Source organism: bacterium, from assembly GCA_026129405.1.
Taxonomy (GTDB): Bacteria; Desulfobacterota; Binatia; order DP-6; family DP-6; genus JAHCID01.
The window spans coordinates 283,512-305,295 of the sequence record JAHCID010000001.1 but is presented as its reverse complement, the minus strand read 5'-3'; the positions used below and the strand labels follow the sequence as shown (position 1 = coordinate 305,295).

18 protein-coding genes are annotated in these 21,784 nt (G+C 73.7%); 9 read left to right on the top strand and 9 right to left on the bottom strand.

The window, feature by feature from the left end:
- Positions 1 to 16 precede the first annotated feature (16 nt).
- On the top strand, positions 17 to 1,033 hold the full coding sequence (locus KIT14_01400; protein ID MCW5889186.1) for a glycerate kinase: 1,017 nt from the start codon (positions 17 to 19) through the stop codon (positions 1,031 to 1,033).
- Between the two features lie 4 nt (positions 1,034 to 1,037).
- On the opposite strand, the gene KIT14_01395 is transcribed toward KIT14_01400, so the two are convergent.
- On the bottom strand, positions 1,038 to 3,257 hold the full coding sequence (locus tag KIT14_01395) for an alkaline phosphatase D family protein (GenBank protein ID MCW5889185.1): 2,220 nt from the start codon (positions 3,255 to 3,257) through the stop codon (positions 1,038 to 1,040).
- Positions 3,258 to 3,534: 277 nt separating this feature from the next.
- Positions 3,535 to 3,996 carry a hypothetical protein gene (locus tag KIT14_01390; protein MCW5889184.1) on the bottom strand — a complete coding sequence of 154 codons (462 nt, stop codon included), beginning with the start codon at positions 3,994 to 3,996 and terminating at the stop codon, positions 3,535 to 3,537.
- Between the two features lie 266 nt (positions 3,997 to 4,262).
- Between KIT14_01390 and KIT14_01385 the strand changes: the two genes are divergently transcribed.
- Both KIT14_01385 and KIT14_01380 read left to right on the top strand, forming a co-directional pair.
- Positions 4,263 to 4,553, top strand: coding sequence for a hypothetical protein (locus KIT14_01385; GenBank protein ID MCW5889183.1), 291 nt, complete (start codon positions 4,263 to 4,265; stop codon positions 4,551 to 4,553).
- 48 nt (positions 4,554 to 4,601) lie between these two features.
- A complete protein-coding gene (locus KIT14_01380) occupies positions 4,602 to 6,062 on the top strand; it encodes a M48 family metalloprotease (protein MCW5889182.1) in 1,461 nt (486 codons plus the stop codon).
- On the opposite strand, the gene KIT14_01375 is transcribed toward KIT14_01380, so the two are convergent.
- Positions 6,063 to 6,494 (bottom strand): hypothetical protein, encoded by a 432-nt coding sequence (locus KIT14_01375; protein MCW5889181.1) that lies wholly within the window; start codon positions 6,492 to 6,494, stop codon positions 6,063 to 6,065. It abuts the gene before it with no gap.
- A gap of 134 nt (positions 6,495 to 6,628) precedes the next feature.
- Positions 6,629 to 7,663, bottom strand: a complete 1,035-nt coding sequence (gene gap / locus KIT14_01370; GenBank protein MCW5889180.1) for a type I glyceraldehyde-3-phosphate dehydrogenase — start codon at positions 7,661 to 7,663, stop codon at positions 6,629 to 6,631.
- Positions 7,664 to 7,785: 122 nt separating this feature from the next.
- On the opposite strand from gap, the gene KIT14_01365 reads away from it, so the two are divergent.
- From KIT14_01365 to KIT14_01355, 3 genes are all read left to right on the top strand, one after another.
- Positions 7,786 to 9,348 (top strand): glycerol-3-phosphate dehydrogenase/oxidase, encoded by a 1,563-nt coding sequence (locus KIT14_01365; GenBank protein ID MCW5889179.1) that lies wholly within the window; start codon positions 7,786 to 7,788, stop codon positions 9,346 to 9,348.
- Entirely contained in the window at positions 9,345 to 10,652 is a 1,308-nt protein-coding gene (pyk, locus tag KIT14_01360) for a pyruvate kinase (GenBank protein MCW5889178.1), read from the top strand. The genes KIT14_01365 and pyk overlap by 4 nt, the downstream gene beginning before the upstream one ends.
- Positions 10,653 to 10,839: 187 nt before the next feature.
- Positions 10,840 to 12,282: a DUF1254 domain-containing protein gene (locus KIT14_01355; protein ID MCW5889177.1), complete on the top strand. Its 1,443-nt coding sequence runs from the start codon at positions 10,840 to 10,842 to the stop codon at positions 12,280 to 12,282.
- An 84-nt stretch (positions 12,283 to 12,366) separates the two neighbouring features.
- On the opposite strand, the gene KIT14_01350 is transcribed toward KIT14_01355, so the two are convergent.
- The 5 genes from KIT14_01350 to KIT14_01330 all read right to left on the bottom strand — a co-directional run bounded on the left by KIT14_01350 (position 12,367) and on the right by KIT14_01330 (position 16,520).
- A complete protein-coding gene (locus KIT14_01350) occupies positions 12,367 to 12,999 on the bottom strand; it encodes a membrane integrity-associated transporter subunit PqiC (protein MCW5889176.1) in 633 nt (210 codons plus the stop codon).
- Positions 12,999 to 13,955, bottom strand: a complete 957-nt coding sequence (locus KIT14_01345) for an MCE family protein (protein MCW5889175.1) — start codon at positions 13,953 to 13,955, stop codon at positions 12,999 to 13,001. The genes KIT14_01350 and KIT14_01345 overlap by 1 nt, the downstream gene beginning before the upstream one ends.
- The gene (locus KIT14_01340) at positions 13,952 to 14,746 is read right to left on the bottom strand and encodes an ATP-binding cassette domain-containing protein (GenBank protein ID MCW5889174.1); all 795 of its coding nucleotides are present in this window, start codon (positions 14,744 to 14,746) and stop codon (positions 13,952 to 13,954) included. Before KIT14_01340 ends, KIT14_01345 begins: the two co-directional genes overlap by 4 nt.
- On the bottom strand, positions 14,746 to 15,879 hold the full coding sequence (locus KIT14_01335) for an ABC transporter permease (protein MCW5889173.1): 1,134 nt from the start codon (positions 15,877 to 15,879) through the stop codon (positions 14,746 to 14,748). The genes KIT14_01340 and KIT14_01335 overlap by 1 nt, the downstream gene beginning before the upstream one ends.
- 83 nt (positions 15,880 to 15,962) lie before the next feature.
- Positions 15,963 to 16,520, bottom strand: coding sequence for a superoxide dismutase family protein (locus KIT14_01330; protein MCW5889172.1), 558 nt, complete (start codon positions 16,518 to 16,520; stop codon positions 15,963 to 15,965).
- Positions 16,521 to 16,644: 124 nt separating this feature from the next.
- Between KIT14_01330 and KIT14_01325 the strand changes: the two genes are divergently transcribed.
- The 3 genes from KIT14_01325 (at position 16,645) to KIT14_01315 (ending at position 21,784) form a co-directional block, all read left to right on the top strand.
- Positions 16,645 to 18,975, top strand: coding sequence for an acetylxylan esterase (locus KIT14_01325; protein ID MCW5889171.1), 2,331 nt, complete (start codon positions 16,645 to 16,647; stop codon positions 18,973 to 18,975).
- A 98-nt stretch (positions 18,976 to 19,073) separates the two neighbouring features.
- Complete coding sequence (locus KIT14_01320) at positions 19,074 to 21,377, top strand: DUF4040 domain-containing protein (protein MCW5889170.1); 2,304 nt, start codon at positions 19,074 to 19,076, stop codon at positions 21,375 to 21,377.
- Positions 21,374 to 21,784: a hypothetical protein gene (locus KIT14_01315; GenBank protein MCW5889169.1), complete on the top strand. Its 411-nt coding sequence runs from the start codon at positions 21,374 to 21,376 to the stop codon at positions 21,782 to 21,784. Before KIT14_01320 ends, KIT14_01315 begins: the two co-directional genes overlap by 4 nt.

Here is a 21,784-nt window from a genome sequence, read left to right as displayed (position 1 = left end):
CGCCGCCAGCGTCGCGCTGCCGATTGACCGGCGAGGGACGCTCGACGCGCTGGTCGACGCGACCGGCGGGCGCGTGCGACGGGTGCAGTGCGTGGATCCGCTCGGGCGGCCGTCGTACGCGCGCATCGGCGTCCTCGGCGACGGCGTCACCGCCGTGGTCGAGATGGCCGAGGCGAGCGGCCTCGCCCGCCTGACGGCCGCCGAGCGCGATCCCGAGCGCACGACGACGCTGGGCACCGGCGAGCTCGTGCGCGCCGCGCTCGACGGCGGCGCGCGCACGCTGGTCGTCGCCATCGGCGGCAGCGCGACGAACGACGGCGGCGCCGGTCTGCTCGCGGCGCTCGGCGCGCGGCTGCTCGACGCCGAGGACCGTCCGCTGCCGCCGGGCGGCGCCGCCCTCGCGCGGCTCGCGCGCGTCGATCTGTCCGGGCTCGATCCGCGCCTCGCCGGCGTGCGGCTGCGCGTCGCCTGCGACGTCGACAATCCGCTCTGCGGGCCTCACGGCGCGAGCCGCGTGTTCGGGCCGCAGAAGGGCGCGGACCCCGCGGCGGTCGAGCGCCTCGACGCCGCGCTGGCGCGCTACGGTGCCGTGCTCGCACGGGCGATCGGTCGCGACGTCGCGACGGTAGCCGGCAGCGGCGCGGCGGGCGGGCTCGGCGCGGGCCTGCTCGCCTGCGGCGCCGAGCTGGAGCGCGGCGTCGACCTGGTGCTCGACACGCTGCGCTTCGACGAGCACCTGCGCGGCGCGGCGTGGGTGTTCACCGGCGAGGGGCGGCTCGACGCCCAGACGGCGGGCGGCAAGACGATCGCGGGCGTCGTCGCGCGCGCGAAACGGGCCGGCGTGCCGGCGATCGCCTTCGCCGGCGCGTTGGCGAAGGGGTGGGAGGCGCTGCTCGACCGCGGGCTCGTCGCCGCCTTCGGGATCGGCGCCGAGCCGCGGTCGGTCGACGCGAGCCTGCTCGAAGGCCCGGCCGACCTCGAGCGCACGGTCGCCCAGGTCGTGCGCACGATCGCCGCGGCCTCGGGAGGCTAGTGTCTCACCGCTCCCATCTGCCCGTGCCGCGGCGGATGGTGAGGCGGACCCCGAGCTCCTCGTCGTCGGCCCGGGTGAGGATCGGCGAGTACCAGATCTCGCCGATCACCCGCTCCGCCGTGATGTCGAGGATGCCGTAGCCGTGACGGGTGATCTCCAGGTAGCGCGCATGCGGGTTGCGCGGCAGCGTGTCGCCGATGACGAATGCATACACCTCGGGCGGCGCCGCCGCGCCGAGAGCCTCGTCGAAGTTGCCGCGCGAGATGCTCGTCGGCAGCAGCTCGACGCCGACCGAGGCGTTGCTCGTCGTCGGATCGTACGGATGGTCGGGGTTGGCGGGGTCGTCGACGAGATCGCCGGCGATCGAGATGTGGGAGTCGCCGCTCACGGCCACGTTGTCGTCGCCCTGCTCGCCGAGCAGGGCGAACACGCGCGTGCGGTCGGCGGGGAAGCCGTCCCAGCTGCCGCGGTCGAACACGTCGCGGCGCTCGCCGTCGAATATCTCGGTGAAGTCCGGATTCACGCGCGCGGTCGCGACCAGCTTCTGGCTTCCGAGGATGCGCCACGCCGCGGTGGAGCGGCGCACCTCGGCCGCAAGCCAGTCGAACTGCGTGCTGCCGAGGATGCTCGGCTCGAGCGTACCCGGCACCAGCTCCTGGTTGCGGTGGAGCAGGGTGTCGAGCAGCAGGACGTCCGCGAGCGGTCCGAACGCGAGGGTCCGGTAGATCGTCTCGGGGCGAGCGGGCGGGACGTCGCGCAGGGGGATCCACTCGCGGAACGCCTGGACCGAGCCCTCGTAGTCGGGCGGGCGGGCGTACTCGACGTCGTGATTGTCCCAGACGACCGCCCAGGGATGCCTGGCCCGTGCCCAGCGGAGGTCGGGATCGAAGAGGTAGTAGGCGTGCCGGGCACGCCACTCGGCGAGGTCTGCGGGCTGCGCGGGGAACGGCGTCGGCACCCGCACCTGCTCGTCCGGGTCGACGAAGTCGTAGAGGTAGTCGCCGAGGTGGATGACGAGGTCGAGATCCGTACGCTCGGCGATGCGCCGGTACGCGTTGAAGTAGCCGGAGTAGATGCTGCTGCACGAGGCGACGGCGAAGCGCAGCCGCTCGCCGGCCGCGAGCGGCGCCGTGCGGGTGCGGCCCGGCGCCGAGACGCGGCCCTGGGCGTCGCGGAACCGGTACCAGTACGTGGTGGCGGCGGCGAGCCCGCCGACGTCCACCTTCACGGTGAAATCCCGATCGGCGTCGGTCTCGACCACGCCGCCGGCGACCGGCGTCGCGAACGCCGCGTCGGCGGCCATCTCCCAGGTGGCGGAGGCTCGCTGAGCGCCGCTCCCGGGCGTGAGTCGCGTCCAGAGAACGACCCCGTCGGCACGCGGGTCTCCCGAGGCGACGCCATGGCGAAAGGGGGCGCAGTCGGGGGCCATGCCGTTCGCGAGGCCTGCCTCGCGAGGGGCGGGCTGGACGGTGAGCGTCACCTCGTCGGCGGCCTCGTTGCCGTTGCGGTCGATCGCGACGACGCGCACGTGCACGTCGGTTGGGACCGCGACCGCCGGCGCCTGCACCACCGCGGTCGCGCCGCTGGCCGTGAGCGCGACCGGCGGAACCGTGGTGACGGCTTCCCAGCGCAGGCTCGCGACGTCTCCCCCGACGCTGGCGGCGAGCGTCACCGTCTCGCAGGCCGTGGCGCTCCGATCGGGACCCGCGTCGACCCCGAACGCGCCGCAGGACGCGGGTGCCGGCGCTGCATCGGCGCGGAAGCGCACGCCGGGCCGGTGTACGGTGCGGCCGCCGAAGCGAAAGCAGAAGCGCTCGTCACCGAGCCGCAGCACGACGTCGACCGGCTTCGGCGACGCGGCGAGGTCGAGCCTGACGCCCTTGCCGACGATGCGCAGGCGTCCCGGCGCCAGGAGGAGCGACCGCAGCGCACGGCTGCGGAAGCGGTAGCCGCCGGTGCGTACCGGTCGCCAGCCCGACGCCGGCAGCGGTATGGCGAGATCCACCCCGGCCCCCGTCGCGATCCACAGCTCGCCGTCACCGGGGGGCGCGGTCGGAGGCGCGATCGTCGCGTCGTGCGAGCGGAGGTGCAGCGAGCCGGCGGGTCGCTGTCTCAGGCGCAGGGTCGTGCCTTCGAGGAGCCGATCGGCGGCCGCGGCCGGGAGGGCGACGAGGAGCACCAGCAGGGCGATGCCGAGCGTGAGCGGGCGGACGTGGAGCGACATGTGGAGACCTCGCGGGTGGCGGACGTGTCGCAGGCTGGACGACCACGCCGCTGCGACAGCGGTCAAGGAACCGTGGCCGGGTAATGGAAGCTTCACCGTCGCGCGCCTGCCTTGCACTCGTCACCGAGCGGTCACCCCGGCCGCGCGCGGGAGCTGCTAGGAAGCTCGTGGCGCAGGGGCCGGCACGCATACCAAGTCGCCAAATCGCCCCGCTTGAGACCCCGGAGGAACCTGTAGCCGGCCCCTGCGCCCCCCACCTCGCTCGCGCGAGGTGCAATCAGCGGTCACGCAGCACGACGTGCAGTGCGCCGCGGCGGGCCCGGCCCTGTGCCACGGGCGCGGCCGTCCCCGGCCGGCCGCCCTCCGGCGGCGAGCTCCAACGCGTGCCCCCCTCGCGCAGCGGCGTGATGCCGAGGAGACGACGGATGCGCACCGGATCCAGCTCGAGCGCATCGCAGAGGGAGACGAAGGCGAAGGGCCAGTCGCGCGCGTCGGACGCGAACCATGCTGCGGCCCGCCGCACGACGCCGTGCTGCCGGATCGCGCGCGGCTCGGCGAGGCGCGTCGTGCCGCGCCGGCGACCGAGGGCGAGGTCGTCGAGCGCTTGAAGGACGACGGCGGCCGCGAGCCGGCGGGCGGGCTCGGCATGGCGCGCTTCCAGCAGACGGGCGATCGGGTCGGGTGCCTCTGGTGCCCTGGCCTCGGTTGCGGCCGCCGGGGTCGACGCTGCCTCCTGCATGCGAGGGCCATAGCGTCGCTGTGTACCGGGCGGGTGAAGCGCGCGTGACCGCTGCTCGATCGCGCTCCGCACCTCGCGCTGCGCGGATCGTCACCTGGCCTTCACCGTGCCGCGACCGACGGCTGCTACGAGGTGCAGGCGTGCGAACCGAAGCGGTAGCGAGGCCGAGGGCCTTCGCCGGACTCCCGGGTGGGGCGCGTGACGGCGGGGCGCCCTGGGAATGGGGCGGCGCGCCGGCACCGACCCTGTCGTTCGCGAAGCAGCCGATGACGCCGTCTTTGCGCCTCGCCTGGGCGGTCCTCGATCAGGCGCTGGCGGATCTCGAGCGGGCGCGGCGTGCGGTTCGCAGCCGGCGCGACCCGACGCTGGCGGAGATCGAAGGATGGTTCCGCGGCGGGCCTCGCTGGTGGCCATTCACGTTCGAGGCGATCTGCATGCACGTGCGGCTCGATCCGAGCGCCGTGCGGCGCGCCCTGCGGATCACCGACGCGCCGCCGGCGGAGCGTCGTCCGCCCAGTCCGGTCGCCTATCTCGAGCGACGCTACCGTCGCGCCTGACGCCGCCCGCATTGCCGTGATCGGATCGGCGCGGCACCTTCGACGGCGATGCGCGCGCTCCTCTTCCTCTTCGTCCTGGCGTCCGCCGTCGCGTGCGCCGTCAACCCCGTCACGCGGCGGCCCGAGGTGACGCTCATCTCGGCGTCGCGCGAGAAGGAGATCGGGCAGGAGCAGGCGCAGATCGTCGCGGAGTCGATGGGCATCGTCCGCGACCCGCAGTTGACCGCGTACGTCGCGCAGGTCGGGGCGCGGGTCGCGGCGCGCTCGCCGCGGCGTGACGTCACCTACGTCTTCCAGATCGTCGACAGCGACGAGCCCAACGCCTTCGCGCTGCCGGGCGGCACCGTCTACGTGTCGCGCGGCATGCTGGCGTTGCTCGAGAGCGAGGACGAGCTGGCCGGCGTCCTCGGGCACGAGATCGCGCACATCGCGGCCAAGCACGCGGTGCAGCGGGTGTCGCGTGCTGCGCCGCTCGGGGTCGTCACCGGCCTTGGGGCCGCGGTCACGGGTCTCGTGAGCCCGCAGCTCGGCAACCTCGTCGCCGGGGCGGGGCTCGCGGCCAACGAAGCCATGCTGGCGCCCTACGGCCGCGCCCAGGAGCTCGAGGCCGACCGCGTCGGTGCGGCGATGGCGGCGGACGCCGGCTACGACCCCGCGGCGCTCGTGCGTGCGCTCGCGGCGCTCACGCAGGACGACGAGCGGCGCGGCGACGACCGTCGTCCCGACTGGTTCACCACCCATCCGCCCCTGCCGCGCCGCGAGCAGGAGGCCGCCGCCGAGGCGACGCGACTCACGCGCGCCGCGCCGGATCCGGTCGCGGCGACGCCGGCCGATTTCCTGCGCCGGCTCGACGGGCTCGTGATCGGGGACGATCCGGCCCAGGGCGTGATCGACGGCAGCCGCGTCCTGCACCCGCTGCTGGGCTTCGCCCTCACCTTCCCGCAGGGCTGGGAGCTGGAGAACGCCCCGACGAGCATCGGCGCCCGTCCGCCGCGGGGCACGCAGGCGGCGCTCGTGCTCGCCGGTGCGGGACAGGGCGACGATCCCGCCGCGGCGCTCGAGCCGGGCGTCCGCGCCCAGGTCGGCACGCCCGGCGGCATCACGCGCACCACGATCGACGGGTTGCCGGCCCTGCACGTGGTCGGGCTGACGCAGGCGGAGGACGGCACCCAGGTCGTGATCGACATCACGCTGATCGCGTTCCGCGGCGCCATCTACCAGGTGGCGGGCGCCGCCACCCGACGCGACTACGCGGCCACGCGCGGCGACTTCGAGCGCACCGCGGGTTCGTTTCGCGCGCTGACGCCGGCGGAGCGCGCCGGCATCCGGGTGACGCGGCTGCGGCTCGTCCCGGCGCGCGCCGGCGAGACCGTGGCGCAGGTGAGCGCGCGCGCGAAGAGCGTCTGGAAGGGCGCCGACGCCGCGGCCCGCAACGGCCGCGATCCCGGCGAGCGGCTGCCGGCCGGGACGCTCGTGAAGGTCGCGGTCTCCGAGCCGTACCGCGGCTGACTACTTCATCTGGCGCAGCGCTTCGCCGATCGGCGGCGCGCCCATGACCCAGTCGCGCGGCCAGCCGACGGGGGTGCCGCCGTACCAGTAGTCGCCGATCTTGCGCCACTTCGAGTCGTCGGTGGCGAGCGACGGGTTCTTCGCGAGCGCGTTCTCGTAGACCAGCTGGAGGCGGCTCAGCAGCGCGTTCGGCACGCCGGCCTCGGACATGCTCGTCGACTGCGCGGGGGTGAGGCGGTAGACGGTGCCCGAGCGCTCGATCTCGCCGTAGATGTCGCTCGGGTTGGTGCCGGCGAGTGCCCACTGGACGATCGTGGGCACGGTGATGATCCCGGCCGGCTGTGCGAGCTCCCGACGGCGCGGTGCACAGGCCGCCAGCACACACAGCGCCACGGCCACCAGGGTCACCCGTCGCAGCGTCCTCGTCGTCATCGCAGTCCCCCTTCGCGCCGCCCGGCGGCCAGCGTTCTCGCGTGTCGTCGGCGCTTACTCGACGGCGCGCGGGGAGGTCAAGGATGGCGGGACGATCCGTCGTGGAACGGGCCCCGACTGCCGCGGGCGTCGGCTCAGCCCGCTTTCTTCGCCATGTGCTCCATGAGGTCGACGCAGCGGGTCGCGTAGCCGGCCTCGTTGTCGTACCAGCTGACGACCTTGAAGAAGCGGTCGTTCAGCTCGATGCCGGCGGCGGCATCGTAGATGGAGCTGCGACGGTCGCCGATGAAGTCGCTCGAGACGACCTCCTCGTCGGTGTAGCCGAGGATGCCGCGCAGGGGGCCGTCGGCGGCGGCCTTCACGGCGGCGTTGATGTCCCGGAGGCTGGTCGCCTTGCCGCTGCGGAAGGTCAGGTCGACGACCGAGACGTCCATCGTCGGAACGCGGAACGCCATGCCCGTCAGCTTGCCCTTCAGGGCGGGGATCGCGAGCGTCACCGCCTTCGCGGCGCCCGTCGCGGCGGGGATGATGTTCTGGTAGGCGTTGCGGCCGCCGCGCCAGTCCTTCTTCGACGGGCCGTCCTGGGTCGGCTGCGTCGCCGTGACGGCGTGCACCGTCGTCATCAGGCCTTCGTCGATGCCGAAGGCGTCGTTGACGACCTTGGCCACCGGGGCGAGGCAGTTGGTGGTGCAGCTCGCGTTGCTGACGACCGTGTGCTTGCCGGGGTCGAAGGTGTCGGAGTTGACGCCCATGACGAAGGTCGGGACCTGATCGGGGCCGCTCTTGGTGGGCGCCGAGACGACGACGCGCTGGGCGCCGGCCGTCACGTGCTTGTGGGCGCTCTCGAAGTCGGTGAAGAGCCCCGTCGACTCGAGGACGAAATCGACCCCCATGGACTTCCAGGGGAGCTTCGCCGGGTCGCGCTCGGACATGGTGGCGGTCTTCCTGCCGTTCACCGTGAATCCGTCCTCGCCCACCGCCTGCACGTCCGCGAGCTTGCCGTCCAGCCGAAAGCGGCGGTGCGTGGTGTCGTAGGAGAGGAGGTAGGCGAGGTTGTCGGCGGGAACCAGGTCGTTCACCGCGACGACCTCGTGCCCGCGCTCCGCCGCTACACGGAAGAAGAGCCGCCCGATGCGTCCGAAGCCGTTGATGCCGATCCGGAGTCCCATGCCTGTTTGGCGTACGCCAAACCCTCGCCCCTGTTCAAACGCTTGCGCGGTGCCGTGCGCTCGGCCCGATTCGGGCTGGACACCCGGACCTTCGCGCGCGATACCCGACGCAGCGTGTCGCAATGAAGCGGGACGAGATGCTGAGCCGCGTGCAGACGCGGCGGTCCCCCTGGGACATGGTGATCGTGGGCGGCGGTGCGACCGGCGTGGGCGTCGCCGTCGACGCCGCCGCGCGCGGCTACGAGGTGCTGCTTCTCGAGCAGCACGACTTCGGCAAGGGCACGTCGAGCCGCTCGACCAAGCTCGTTCACGGCGGCGTCCGCTACCTCGAGCAGGGCAACGTCTCGCTGGTGATGGAGGCCCTCAAGGAGCGCGGCATCCTACGCCAGAACGCGCCCCACCTGGTGCGCGACCTCGCCTTCGTCGTGCCGAGCTACGAGTGGTGGGAGGCGCCGTTCTACGGGCTCGGCCTGAAGGTCTACAACGTGCTGTCGGGCAAGTACGGCTTCGGAGCGTCGAAGATCCTGTCGAAGGAGAAGACGCTCGCCCGCCTGCCCAACATCCGCACCGAGGGCCTGCGCGGCGGCGTCGTCTACTACGACGGCCAGTTCGACGATGCGCGTCTGCTCGTCAACCTCGTCGCCACCGCCTGCGACCAGGGCGCGACGCTCTGCAACTACACCGAGGTGACGGCGATCACGCGCGACGACGAGGACTTCGTCGACGGCGTCGTCGCCCGCGATCGCGAATCGGGAACGACGTTCACCGCGCGCGCCCGCGTCGTCGTCAACGCCACCGGCCCGTTCTGCGACCGCATCCGCAACATGGCCGACGCCCAGGTGTCGCCGATGATCGCGCCCAGCCAGGGCGTGCACCTCGTCTTCGACCGCTCGTTCCTGCCGGGCGATACCGCCGTCATGGTGCCGCGCACCTCCGACGGCCGCGTGCTGTTCGCGATCCCGTGGCACGAGCACACGCTCGTGGGCACGACGGACACGCCCATCGCGACGATCGCCCTCGAGCCGCGGCCGATGGCGGAGGAGATCGACTTCATCCTCTCGACCGCCGGCGAGTACCTGGCGAAGGCGCCGACGCGGGCCGACATCCTGTCCACGTTCGCGGGCATCCGCCCGCTCGTGCGCGCCGCCGACGCGAAGAACACCGCCGCGCTGTCGCGCGACCACACCATCCACATCGACGAGTCGGGCCTGCTGACGATCGCCGGCGGCAAGTGGACCACGTACCGCAACATGGCCGAGGACTGCGTCGACCAGGCGGCGACGCTGGCGCGCCTGCCCGACCGCCCGTGCCCGACGAAGACGCTGCGCGTGCACGGCGCGCACGGCGACGCGGCGAGCTTCGGCGCGCTCGCGATCTACGGCGCCGACGCCCCCGCCATCCAGGCGCTCGCCGAGGCCGAGCCGGCGCTGGCCGAGCCGCTGCACCCCGCGCTGCCGTACGTCGGCGCCGAAGTGGTGTGGGCCGCCCGCGTCGAGATGGCGCGCACGCTCGAGGACGTGCTGGCGCGGCGCACCCGCGCGCTCTTCCTGAACGCGCGTGCCGCGGTCGCGATGGCGCCGCGCGCCGCCGCGTTGCTCGCCCGTGAGCTGGGCCAGGACGCCGCCTGGGCGGCGGCCGAGGTGGCGGCGTTCACCCACGTCGCGCGCGGGTACATGGTCGCGTGACGGCGACGCCGCGCACGCGCATCCTCGCGACGCTCGGCCCCGCGTCGGCCGGCGAGGACGGCATCCGTGCCCTGCTCGAGGCGGGCGTCGACGCCTTCCGCCTCAACTTCTCGCACGGCACGCACGCGGAGCACGGACGGACGATCGCGGCGATCCGCCGCGTCGCCGCCGGGCGGCCGATCGCGATCCTCCAGGACCTCGGCGGCCCGAAGCTGCGGCTCCGACGCCCCGTGCGCGGCGAGCCCGGCGACGTCGTCGAGATCGCGCTGCCGGCGAGCGTCGTGCCCGGCGACCCGGTGCTGCTCGCGGATGGGGTCATGCAGCTCGAGGTGGTTGCGCCGGGGCGGGCCCGCGTGGTCACCGAGGGCGACATCCCGGCAGGCAAGGGCATCAACCTGCCGTCGTCGCGGCTCGACGACGTGCCGTCGCTCACGCCCAAGGACGAGGCCGACCTGCGGTTCGGCGTCGAACAGGGCGTCGACTGGGTGGCGCTGTCGTTCGTGCGCCGCGCGAGCGACCTCGCGCCGGTGAAGGCCACCGGCCTGCCCGTGGTCGCGAAGATCGAGAAGGCGCACGCGGTCGAGAACCTCGACGAGATCGTCGAGGCGGCCGACGCCGTGATGGTCGCCCGCGGCGACCTCGGCGTCGAGATACCCATCGAGCGCGTGCCGACGGTGCAGAAGCGCCTCATCGCCGCGACCAACCGCGCCGGCAAGCCGGTCATCACCGCGACCCAGATGCTGCGCTCGATGGTCGAGAGCCGCCTGCCGACGCGCGCCGAGGCGACCGACGTCGCCAACGCCGTCCTCGACGGCACCGACGTCGTCATGCTGAGCGAGGAGACGGCCATCGGCGCGCATCCGTCGCTCGCGGTCGCGATGATGCGGCGGATCGTGCTCGAGGCCGAGCGCATCCTGCCGCCGCGCCTCGCCCCCGCCGACGCGTCGGTCGACGACCTCATCGCCAGCCAGGCCTGCGAGGTCGCGGCCCGCCTCGACGCGGCGGCCATCGTCGTGCCCACGCGCACCGGCTTCACCGCGACGCAGGTCGCGAGCCATCGCCCCGGCGTGCCCATCGTCGCGCTCACGGTCGACGAGGCGCTGCGCCGCCGCCTGGCGCTCGTCTGGGGCGTCACGGCATGCACGACCACGTTCCCCGACGACGCGGGCGCGGGCCTCGCCGCCTTCCGCGCCGTCGTGCGCGGCCTCGGCATCGCGCCGGCGGGCGCGTCGATCGTGCTCGTCGGCGGCTGGCCGTTCGGCGCACCGGGCGGGACGAACCTGCTGCACGTCGCGCGGCTGTGACGTGCGACGAGGGGGAGGCTCGGCGCGACCATCCGAGGCGCCGTGCGCCCGCGAGCAACCCCGCCCCGTCCGTCGTCGGCAGGTGATCCTCTCGGATCCCCGCGACCACCCGGACACGAACGCCGGCCCCGCTCCGCTCGACAAGCGCCACGCGACGTCACATTGGAGCACCTCCGGAGGAGTCGACATGCCCCTGCGTTCCCTCGTCTGCGTCCTGGCGCTCGGCTTCGCGTGGTCCGCTCGCGCGGCGGAGCCGGCGCGCCCCTACGACTTCGAGCGCGGCTATCCGTCGGGCCCCGCAGCCACGCAGGCGCGCGACGACGCCGACTTCGCGCGCGCGATCGCGGCGTATCGCTTCTGGTACCCGACGGTGTCGATGGAGGGCGTCATGGCGGGCTTGCGCGCGAGCGGCGCCGTCGACGGCTCGTCGTTCATGTTCTTCGCGGCGAGCCCCGTCCAGACCGCGTTCACGGCGAACTCGGACACGCCGTACGGCGCCGGGACAGTCGACCTCCGCAAGACGGGGCCGCTCGTGATCGACCTGCCGCCGGGGCCGTTCATCGGCGTCGTCGACGATCACGACCAGCAGTGGGTCATGGACGTCGGCCTGCCCGGGCCCGACGCGGGCAAAGGCGGCAAGCATCTCGTCGTGCCGCCAGGGTGGGACGAGGCGCCACCGGAGGGCTACTTCGTCGGGCGCTCGCCGACGAACCGGGTCTACGTCGCGCTGCGCGCCATGCCGGTCGCCGGCGATACGGCGAAGGCGATCGCGGCGCTGAAGACGGTGCGCGTCCATCCGCTCGACGACGCCGACGCGCCGTTCTCCTGGATCGACGGCACGAACCGCCGCGTCGACGCGACCTGCCTCCAGGTCGAGGACAACATCGGCTTCTGGCGCTGGCTGCACGCGGCCATCGAGGACGAGCCGCTCCGCGTGGGCTGGGAGGGCATGTACGGCCTCCTCGGCACGCTCGGCCTCGCGAAGGGCAAGCCGTTCGAGCCCGACGCGCGCATGCAGCGCATCCTCGGTCGCGCTGCCCGCGCGGCGCGCGACCAGATGCTGGTCTCGGGCTTCGACAGCGCGCGCCCCGATCGCATCGTGTGGCCCGACCGCCGTTGGGAGTGGATCGGCCTCGTCGCCGACAACGGCGCGTTCGAGACGCCGTCCGGCCCCGATCTCGAGGCGGCCGATCGCTGGTTCATCCAGGCGATCCTGACGTCCCCGGCGATGTTCCGCCGCTCGGCGGGCGCGGGCTCGCTCTACTGGCTCGCGGCGCGCGACGCGACGGGCGCCTGGCTCGACGGCGGCAAGCACTACCGCCTGCGCGTGCCGGCGCCGGTGCCCGCGAACCTCTTCTGGTCGGTGACGGCGTACGACTCGCAGACCCGCTCGCAGGTGCAGACGAGGCAGGACAAGGCGGCGCTGCGCTCGCTCGTCGAGAAGCTGACGCCCGACGCCGACGGCGTCGTCGAGCTGTGGTTCGGCCCCGAGGCGCCCGCCGGCAAGGAGGACCGCTGGATCCAGACCGCTCCGGGCCGCGGCTGGTTCGCCTACTTCCGCATCTACGGCCCGCAGGACGAGGCCTTCGACGGAAGCTGGAAGCCGGGCGACTTCGAGGCGGCGCCGTAGTCCGGAACGGTCGCCGCCGTCTCGTCCGGAGACTCGGCACGCTGCGCGCCGATGCGATGCGACGGGTCGATCGCGCCCTTGCGCTCAGCGTGGGCCTTCTCGCCGTCTGAGCTCCGCGTAGGGCGCCGGCTTGCCGAGCGCCACGAGGTCCGCGGCGATCGCCTGGGCCAGCGCCGCGAGCGCGCGGTTCGCCGCCTCGACGCTGCCCTCGGCGTCGTTCGTCGGCGGCTCCTCGTGCAGCAGCTTCACGCCCGCGCGGAGCAGCTCGCGAGTTTGGCCGTGGCGGATGCGCCAGCGCGCGTCGACGGTGAAGGTGCCGGAGGTGTCGCGCTCGAAGACGTCGATGTCGACGGCGACCGTCCAGTCGATGCGGCTGGCGGCGGGCCAGGGAAAGGCGACGACGTCCTCGGTGCCGAGGGCGGCGCTCAGGTCGAGCGTCAGCACGCGCGCCACCCCCTCGCCGATGGGCTCGGCCCAGCGGTCCGAGCGGCTGAAGTCGATCTGACCGTTCGAGACGCGCGTCGCCATCTCGGCGCGGTCGAGATAGGTCGGCAGTCGCACGGGGCCGAGGCCGACGGCGAGCCGCGTCGACGTGCTCGTCGGCTCGGCGGCGGCGCGCAGCGTGTAGAAGTGCCACGGGTCCGAGATCGGGGGGCCGAGGATGGAGCAGCCTGCGAGCCCGCAGGCGAGGAGCGCTCCCAGGAGGAGATGCCGCATCAATCCGCCTTCCTGCCCCGGATGAGGGCGCTGGGGTTGCGCTCGAGCTCGCCGGCGAGGAGTCGGACCGAGCGTGCCGCACCGCTGATCTCGTCGAGCGCGTCCTGGAGCTGGACGGCGAGGGGGGCGGAGGGATCGAGGAGGTCGCGCACCGTGCGCAGCGACGTGTCCATGGTCTCCAGCGTGACGCGCGTCTGCGCGGCGATCTCCTCGACGCTGCGGCCGAGGGTGCCGGCCTTGGCCCCGAGCTCGTCGGAGAGCCTGCGCACGCTCGCGAGCGTCTCGTCGAGGTTGGCCATCGTCTTGTCGAGGTTCTGCGCCGCCTTCTGCACGCCGTCGGCGTTGACGATCCGCTTGATGCCCTCGACCGTCTCGGCGATCGCGTCGAACAGGCGCTGGAGGTTCAGCTTCTCGATGTCGCTGATCACCTCGGCGAGCGCCGTCTGCGCTTGCTCGAAGACGTTCGGGATCGTCGGGATCTCCAGGTAGGGGCTGTCCGGTCCCAGCGTGAAGTCGGCCGCGGTGTCGGGATGGAAGTCCAGCTCGACGAACAGCAGCCCGGTGACGAAGCTCTGCGCGTTCAGCTGCCCGCGCAGGCCGGCGTCGACGAGACGCTCCAACGTCGCGCGGTCGGCGATGTCGACGCGGACGCCCCGCGCGAGCACGCGGTCCTCGTCGATCTCGATCACGACCGGGACGCGCGTGCTCGGCCCCTCGGCGTTCTCGTCGGCGTTCAGCGAGAGGCGGATGTCGGTCACCGAGCCGACCTCCACGCCCTTGAACTTCACGGGCGCCCCGACGGACAGGCCGTTCACCGAGCCGTTGAAGGAGAGCACGAACGGCACGGTCGACTTGAAGAGCCGTCCCGAGCCGAAGACGACGACGCCCGCGACGAGCAGCGCGACGGCGCCGAGGACGAACGAGCCGACGAGCGTCGGGCTGGCCTTCTTGCTCATCGCGGCGCCTCTGCCGCCTCGCCGCCCGGCTCCTCGCCGTCGCGGGTGAGGAAGCGCCTCACGTTGGCGTTGCCGCTGCGCAGCAGCTCTTGCGGGGGACCCAGCGCGGTCATCGTGCGCGTCTCCGTGTCGAGGAAGATGGCGCGGGAGCCGATGGCGAAGATGCTCGCGAGCTCGTGCGTCACCACGACGATGGTCGAGCCGAGGCTGTCGCGCAGCTCGAGGATGAGGTCGTCGAGCAGCTTCGAGCTGATCGGATCGAGGCCGGCGGAGGGCTCGTCGAAGAAGAGCACCTCGGGATCGAGCGCCATGGCGCGGGCGAGGCCGGCGCGCTTCTGCATGCCGCCGCTGATCTCCGACGGGTAGTATTCCTCGAAGCCCTTCAGGCCGACGAGCGCGAGCTTCAGCGACGCGACCTCGGCGACGTCGGCCGGGCGGAGGTCGGTGAACTCCTGTAGCGGCAGGGCGACGTTCTCGATCAGCGTCATGGAGCTCCACAGCGCGCCGCTCTGGTAGAGGACGCCGAAGCGGCGCAGCAGGCGTTCCTTCTCCTCGGGCGGCGCAGCGTCGATGTCGACGTCGCCGTACAGGATGCGGCCCTTCGCGGGCGTGATGAGGCCGATCATGTGGCGCAGCAGCGTGCTCTTCCCGCAGCCGCTGCCGCCCATGATGACGAAGATGTCGCCGTGGTTCACCGTGAAGTCGAGGTCCTTCATCACGACGAAGTCGCCGAACGCCATGGTCAGGTTCTCGACGACGATGTGCGGCTCCCCCGCGGCGGGCGCTCCCATCAGATGTCCAGGATGTAGAACAGCACCGAGAAGATGCCGCAGGCGCTGATCACGAGCACGATGCTGGTGACCACCGCCGAGGTCGTGGCCTCGCCGACGGCCGCGGAGCTGCGTCCGCTCTGGATGCCGCGCAGGCAGCCGGCGATCGCGACCAGCGCCCCGTACACCGAGGCTTTGAAGATGCCGCCGATCAGGTCGTCGATGCCGACCGCGTGCATCGTCTCCTGCCAGTAGACGAGCGGCGCGAGCTTCAGCATGCCGACGCCCACGAGCGCGCCGCCGGCGATGCCGAGCGCGTCGGAGTAGAGGCAGAGGAGCGGCATCATCGCCATCAGCGCCAGCATGCGCGGCAGCACGAGGAACTCGACGGGAGAGACGCCCATCGTCGAGAGGGCCTCGGTCTCCTGGGTCGCGTTCATGCTGCCGAGCTGCGCGGCGTAGGCGGCGCCCGTGCGGCCCGCCATGACGATGGCCGTCATCATGGCGCCCATCTCGCGCACCATCGCGATGCCGACCAGGTCGGCGACGTAGATCGAGGCGCCGAACTTCTCGAGCTGCACGGCGCCGACGAAGCCGAGGATCTGCCCGACGAGGAAGCTGATCAGCGTGACGATGGGCAGCGCCTGTACGCCGGCCTCCTGCACGAAGAGGAGGAAGTCCGAGCCGCGCACGCGCGCCCGCCCGCGCAGCAGGTTGCCCATGGCGATCGTCACCTGGCCGAGAAACTCGACGAACCCGAGGGCGTCGTGCCAGAGGGCGAGCCACGTCTTGCCGACGCGGGCGAGGAGCGGCGTCTTCTCCTCCTTGCGGCGGGCGCCCTCCTTCTCGGGCACCGCCTCGGCGAGGTGGAGCAGACGGCGCACGCCGTCCGGCAGCCCGCTCGCGTCGACCTCGAGGCCGGCGTCGCGGGCGAGGTCGCCGACGCGGTTCAGGAACGCGAGCAGGGCCGAGTCCCAGTCGTCGAGGCCGCGGGCGTCGAAGCGGACGAGGCGCGGCGCCGGCTTGCTGGTGAGCGCCTGCTCGACGTCGTCGAGCGGCGGCAGGCCGCCGGCGAGCCGCCACGGACCGGACACCTCGAGGACGATCTGCCCGTCGTCGGCGCGCGCGACGGCGAGATGTCCACGATCGACCATGCGCGACGGGGGTTAGCATCCCGTCGTGGGGCAGGCCACCGCGGCGGGTGCGGGCGGAGCGCCGCCGCCCGCACCGGCGCCGGTCAGCTGGCCGGCTTGGCGACGCCGATCACGCCGCAGGCGGCGCGGCCGCCGGCGTTGCCGGTGGGCTGGGTCGTGAAGTCGTCGGGCTGCGTGTGGACGATGAGGCCGCGGCCGATGATCTGCGAGCCGCCCGTGGCGATGCCGAGGCCCCCGGCGGAGATATCGACCTTCGCGGTGCCGGTGGCGTCGGCCTCGAGGTTGCCGAGATCGCCGGCATGGTGGTGCGGCGCAGTGGGCGCCCCGTGCGGGTTGCCCTCGGGCGCGAAGTGGCCGCCGGCGCTGGTGCCGTCGGGTGCGGAGCAATCGCCGAACTCGTGGATGTGGAAGCCGACCTTCGAGTCGGGTGCGAGGCCGGTCACCTCGCCGGTGATGCGCACGCCGTCGCCGGCCTTGCGGAAGCGGATGGTGCCCGCGACCTTGCTGCCCTCCGTGGGGGCGAGGACGGCGATGGCGTCGTTCACGGCGGGGCCGACCGCGGTCGGCGGCGGCGGATCCGCGGCGAAGGCGAGGGCGGCGAGGCCGAGGGCAGGGAGCAGGAACGTCGCGCGTGACGGCATGTCGGGTCTCCTCTCCCGCGGTTCTAACCGGCGTCGGCCGGCCCGGCCAGCCTTCCCGGGACGACGCGTCACACGCACGTTTTCGATCTTGCCGGTTTCGCGAGCCATGCCGTAAGGTCCGCCGATGCGGACTCTGGTCGCGGCGCTCGCGCTGCTCCCCTTCCTCGTTCCGGACGTCGCGCCGGCCGCGCCGGTGGCCGCGGTGTTCGGCGGTCGCATCCCGTGCGTCGTGCAGCCCTCGGGCGTCCAGCTGTGCAACGGCTCGGTCGCGAGCCGCGTCGAGAGCTGGGACGGCGTCCCGCTCGACGTCGCGGTGACGCTGCCGCCGCCGGCGCAGACGGGGCCGTTCCCGCTCATCGTCGACCTGCACGGCTGGGGCGGCTCCAAGTCGGGCGGCGCGCAGGTGGCGCGGGCGCAGGCCGGCTACGTGGTGCTGAGCTACACCGCCCGCGGCTTCCAGCAGTCGTGCGGCTTCCCCGCGTCGCGTGCGCCCGATCCGTCGCTCTCGAATCCGAACGTCTGCGTCGAGCGCGGCTGGGTGCATCTCTCCGACGTCCGCTACGAGGCGCGCGACACGCAGTGGCTGGCGTCGCTGCTCGCGGACGAGGGGCACGTCATCCCGGATCGCGTCGGCGTCACCGGCATCTCGTACGGCGGCGGCCAGTCGGCGATCCTCGGCATGCTGCGCGACCGCGTCGCGCTGCCCGACGGCACGCTGGTCCCGTGGGTGAGCCCGGGCGGCAAGCCGATGCGCATCGCCGCCGCGGCGCCGCTGATCCCGTGGACCGACCTCGGGCAGGCGCTGACGCCGACCGGCCGCAACCTCGACTACCTCGCCGACAACCCGTACGGCGCCCGCGCCGGCATCCAGAAGGCGTCGTGGAACGCGGCGCTCTACGCCAGCGGCCTCGCGACCGCCTACTATGCGCCGGACGGCGCCGATCCGTCGGCCGACCTGCCGGGCTGGAACGCCCGCATCTCCGCGGGCGAGCCGTACGACGGCTCGCCCGAGACGGCGGCGCTGATCGAGGAGATCACCCGCCACCACTCGGCGTACTACGTCGACGGCGGCGTGCCCCCGGCGCCGCTGCTCATCTACAACGCCTGGACCGACGACCTCTTCCCCGGCGACGAGGCCGTGCGCCTGTGGCGCAAGGTGACGACGCGCCATCCGAGCGCCGAGGTCGCGCTCATTCTCGCCGACGGCTTCGGGCACCCGCGCGCCGGTGCCGGCAGCTCCGCCGTGCCGGTGTTCGAGCGCGTCGACGCCTTCTTCGCGCGCCATCTGAAGGGCGTCGGCGGCCCGCTCGAGAAGGTCGAGGTGTGGACGCAGGGGTGCCGTGACGCCGCCTCCGAAGGCCCGTTCTTCGCCCCCACCTGGGACGCCACACACCCCGGCGAGGTGCGCTTCCGCGACGCCGGCCCGCAGACGTTCGACGAGAAGGGCGGCAGCGCGGCCAACGCGGCGGCGACCGATCCGCTGAGCGGCCCCGCCTGCCGCACGGTGCCGGCGGCGACCGATCCCGGCGCCGCGACCTGGGTGTTCCCGGCGGCGACCGGCGCCGGCTACACGCTCATGGGCGCGCCGACGATCGTCGCCGACTACGCGGTGCGCGGCAGCTACGCGACCATCGCCGCACGGCTGTGGGACGTCGCGCCCGACGGCCAGCAGACGCTGGTCACGCACGCGCTCTTCCGGCCGCGCACCGACGACGTCGGCCCGCTGCCGATCCAGCTGCACCCGAACGGCTGGCGCTTCGCCGCCGGCCACCGGCCGAAGCTCGAGCTGCTCGGCCAGAGCGCGCCCTACGGGCGGGCGTCGAACGGCGTCTTCACCGTCACCGTGTCGAACCTCGAGCTGCGCCTGCCCGTGCGCGAGGCGCCGGGCGGCGCAGTGCAGGCGCCGGTCGCACCGGTCCTGCCGCCGGCGGCGCCCGAGCCGCTCGACGCCGGCCCGCCGGCCTGCGCGCCGGCGCCGGGCGCGTGCGTCGCGACGCACGCCGGCAAGCTCGCCGTCGCCGGCCAGCGGCTCACGTGGAAGTGGAGCGGGCGGGGAGCGGGGCCGTTCGGCGATCCCGCGGCGACGAACGCGTACTCGCTGTGCGTGTACGACGGGATCGGCGCCCTGCGCTGGCGGGCCGAGGTGCCCGCCGCCGGCACCTGCAACGCGAAGCGGCCGCGCGCCTGCTGGTCGCCGAAGCGCGGCGGCGGCTGGGCGTATGCGGATCCGGAGCTGACTCCCGACGGCGTCGAGCGGCTGGCGCTCGCGACCGCTCGCGGCCGCTCGACGATCACGCTGAAGGCCCGCGGCGGCGCCGTGCGGCTGGGCCCGTTCCCGCTGCCGCAGCCGGTGCGCGTCCAGCTCCAGAGCGCCTGGGGCGGCTGCTGGGAGGCGAGCTACTCCGCCCCTGCGCAGCGCAACCGCGGCGACCGCTTCGTCGATCGCGCCGACTGACGGCGGATGCCGCCCCGGCCGGCCGCCCCACGCCGGGGCGGCCGGCCGGCGAGGTGGTAAGTGCGCCTCGATGTGCTAGCGAAGGGCGCCGCGCGTCGATGTCTTCGCTCCTCGCCATCCCCGCGCTGCCGCTGCTCGCCGCGGCGGTCCTGCCGTTCGCCGGCATCCTCGGACGAAGCGGCCTCGCCCTCGTGAGTGCGGCCGTCGCCGTCGCGGTGCTGGGCCTGACGGCGGCGCTCGCCGGGCCGGTGCTGGGTGGCGGGGCCGCGACGGCGTCGGTCCCCTGGATGCCCGCGTTCGGGCTCGCCGTCTCGCTGCGGCTCGACGGGCTCGCCCTGCTCTTCGTGCTGCTGATCGCGGGCATCGGTCTCCTCGTCGTCGTGTACGCCCGCTGGTACCTCGGCGCGCACGAGGCGCTGCCCCGCTTCTACGCCTCGCTGCTGCTGTTCATGGCCGCGATGCTGGGCGTCGTGCTCGCCGACAACCTGCTGCTGCTCGTGGTCTTCTGGGAGCTGACCAGCATCGCGTCGTTCCTCCTGATCGGCTTCTGGGACGAGCGGGCCGACGCGCGCGCCGGCGCCTGGCAGTCGCTCATGGTGACGGGGATGGGCGGGCTCGCGCTGCTCGCGGGCGTGCTCGTGCTGGGGGCCGCGGCGGGCACCTTCGAGCTGGGGCCGCTGCGCGATCGGGCCGTGCAGGTCCGCGGCCTGCCGGCGGCGCCGATCGCGCTGGCGCTGATGCTGGTCGGCGCGTGCACGAAGTCGGCGCAGGTGCCGTTCCACTTCTGGCTGCCGAGCGCGATGGCGGCGCCGACGCCCGTCAGCGCCTACCTGCACTCGGCGACGATGGTGAAGGCCGGCGTCTTCCTCCTCGCACGACTGTGGCCGATCTTCGCGCCGCTCGCGCTGTGGCAGCACGCGCTGCCCGTGATCGGCGGCGCGACGATGCTCGCCGGCGGCTGGATCGCGCTGCGCCACACGGACCTGAAGCGCATCCTCGCCTACTCGACGGTGAGCCAGCTCGGCTTCATCGCGCTGCTCTACGGCCTCGGCACCCCCGAGGCGGCGGTGGCCGCGACGCTGCACGTGCTCTGCCACGCCGCCTTCAAGGCGCCGCTGTTCCTCGTCGCCGGCATCGTCGACCACGAGTGCGGCTCGCGCGACCTCGCCCGCGTCTCCGGCCTGCGCACGGCGCTGCCAGAGACCGCCGCGCTCGCGATCGTGGCCGCGGCGGCGATGGCGGGCGTCGCGCCGCTCTCGGGCTTCGTGTCGAAGGAGATGGGGCTCGAGGCGCTGCTCCACGGCGGCCGGCCGGTGTGGCCGCTGGTCGCCCTCGCCGGCAGCGTCTTCACGACGGCCTACGCGCTGCGCTTCGTGGTCGGCGCGTTCTTCGGCCCGGTGCGCTTCGGCGAGGCGCACCACGCCCCGCACGAGCCGCCGCTCGGCATGCGGGTGCCGGTGTACCTCCTGGCCGCGTTCTGCGTCGCGGCGGGGGTGGCGCCGGCGCTGGTCATGGGGCCGCTCGTCGCCGCCGCCGCGGGCGCCGTCACCGGCGCGCCCGTGACGACGCACCTCGCGCTGTGGCACGGCCCCACCGCGGCGCTCGGCCTCAGCCTGGCGGCGCTCGCGGGCGGCACGGCGTGGTACGTCGCGCGGCGCGCGACGGCGCGCACCGTGCTCCCGGTGTGGCTCGGCCGGACGGCGAGCGCGCGCTACGACGCGACGGTGAAAGGCGTGCTCAGCGTCGCCGGGCGCATCACCGACGGCATCCAGACCGGCGTGCTGCGCCGCTACGTCCTCGTCGTGCTGTGCTTCCTCGTGCTGCTGGTGGCGGCGGGGTTGCCGTTCGGCCCCGCCGGCCCCGCCGCCGAGCCGCCGACGCCGATCCCCGCCGGCGCGACGACGCTCGCCGTCGTCACCATCGCGAGCGCGATCGCGGTCGCGGTGCTGTGGCGGCAGCGCTGGCCCGCCGTGCTCGCGCTCGGGGCGACGGGGCTCCTCGTCGCAGTCTACTTCGTGTGGCTCGGCGCGCCCGATCTCGTGCTGACGCAGGTGCTCGTCGAGGCCGTCACGACGATCCTGCTCGTGCTGGTCCTCTACTTCCTGCCCAAGGCGACGCGGCTGCCGGAGCCGCGGCGACGGGTCGTCTTCGACGCCGCGTTCGCGCTCGCGCTCGGCTGCGGCGCCGCCGCGGTGGTCTACGGCGTGATGCGCCGGCCGTTCTCGTCGATCTCCGGCTACCATCTCGCGCGCAGCCTGCCCGACGCCGGCGGCGGCAACGTGGTGAACGTGATCCTCGTCGACTTCCGCGGCTACGACACCATGGGCGAGATCACGGTGCTGGCGATCGCGGCGCTCGGCGTCGTGGCGCTGGTGCAGGCGGCGCGGAGGCGCGCGGCGTGATCTCGCCCTTGCTCCAGGCGGTCGCGCGGGTGGTCATGCCGCTGGCGCTGCTGGTGGCCCTGTGGTTGCTCGGCCGCGGCCATCACCTACCGGGCGGCGGCTTCGTCGCCGGGCTCGTCGTCGCCGCCGCGGTGATCCTGCAGTACGTGGCGACCGGGCGGCGACTCATGCAGGAGGCGGTGCGCGTGCCGTCGGAGGCGCTGGTCGCGATCGGGCTGCTCGTCGTCGTCGGGACCGGGCTCGGGGCGCAGGTCGCGACACTGCCGTTCCTCACCAGCGCGCACGGCCATCTGCACCTCCCGCTGCTCGGCGACTTCCCGCTGTCGTCGGCGGGCCTCTTCGACGTCGGCGTGTTCCTGGTCGTTACCGGGTCGACGCTGCGCATCCTGTTGGCGATCGAGGAATAG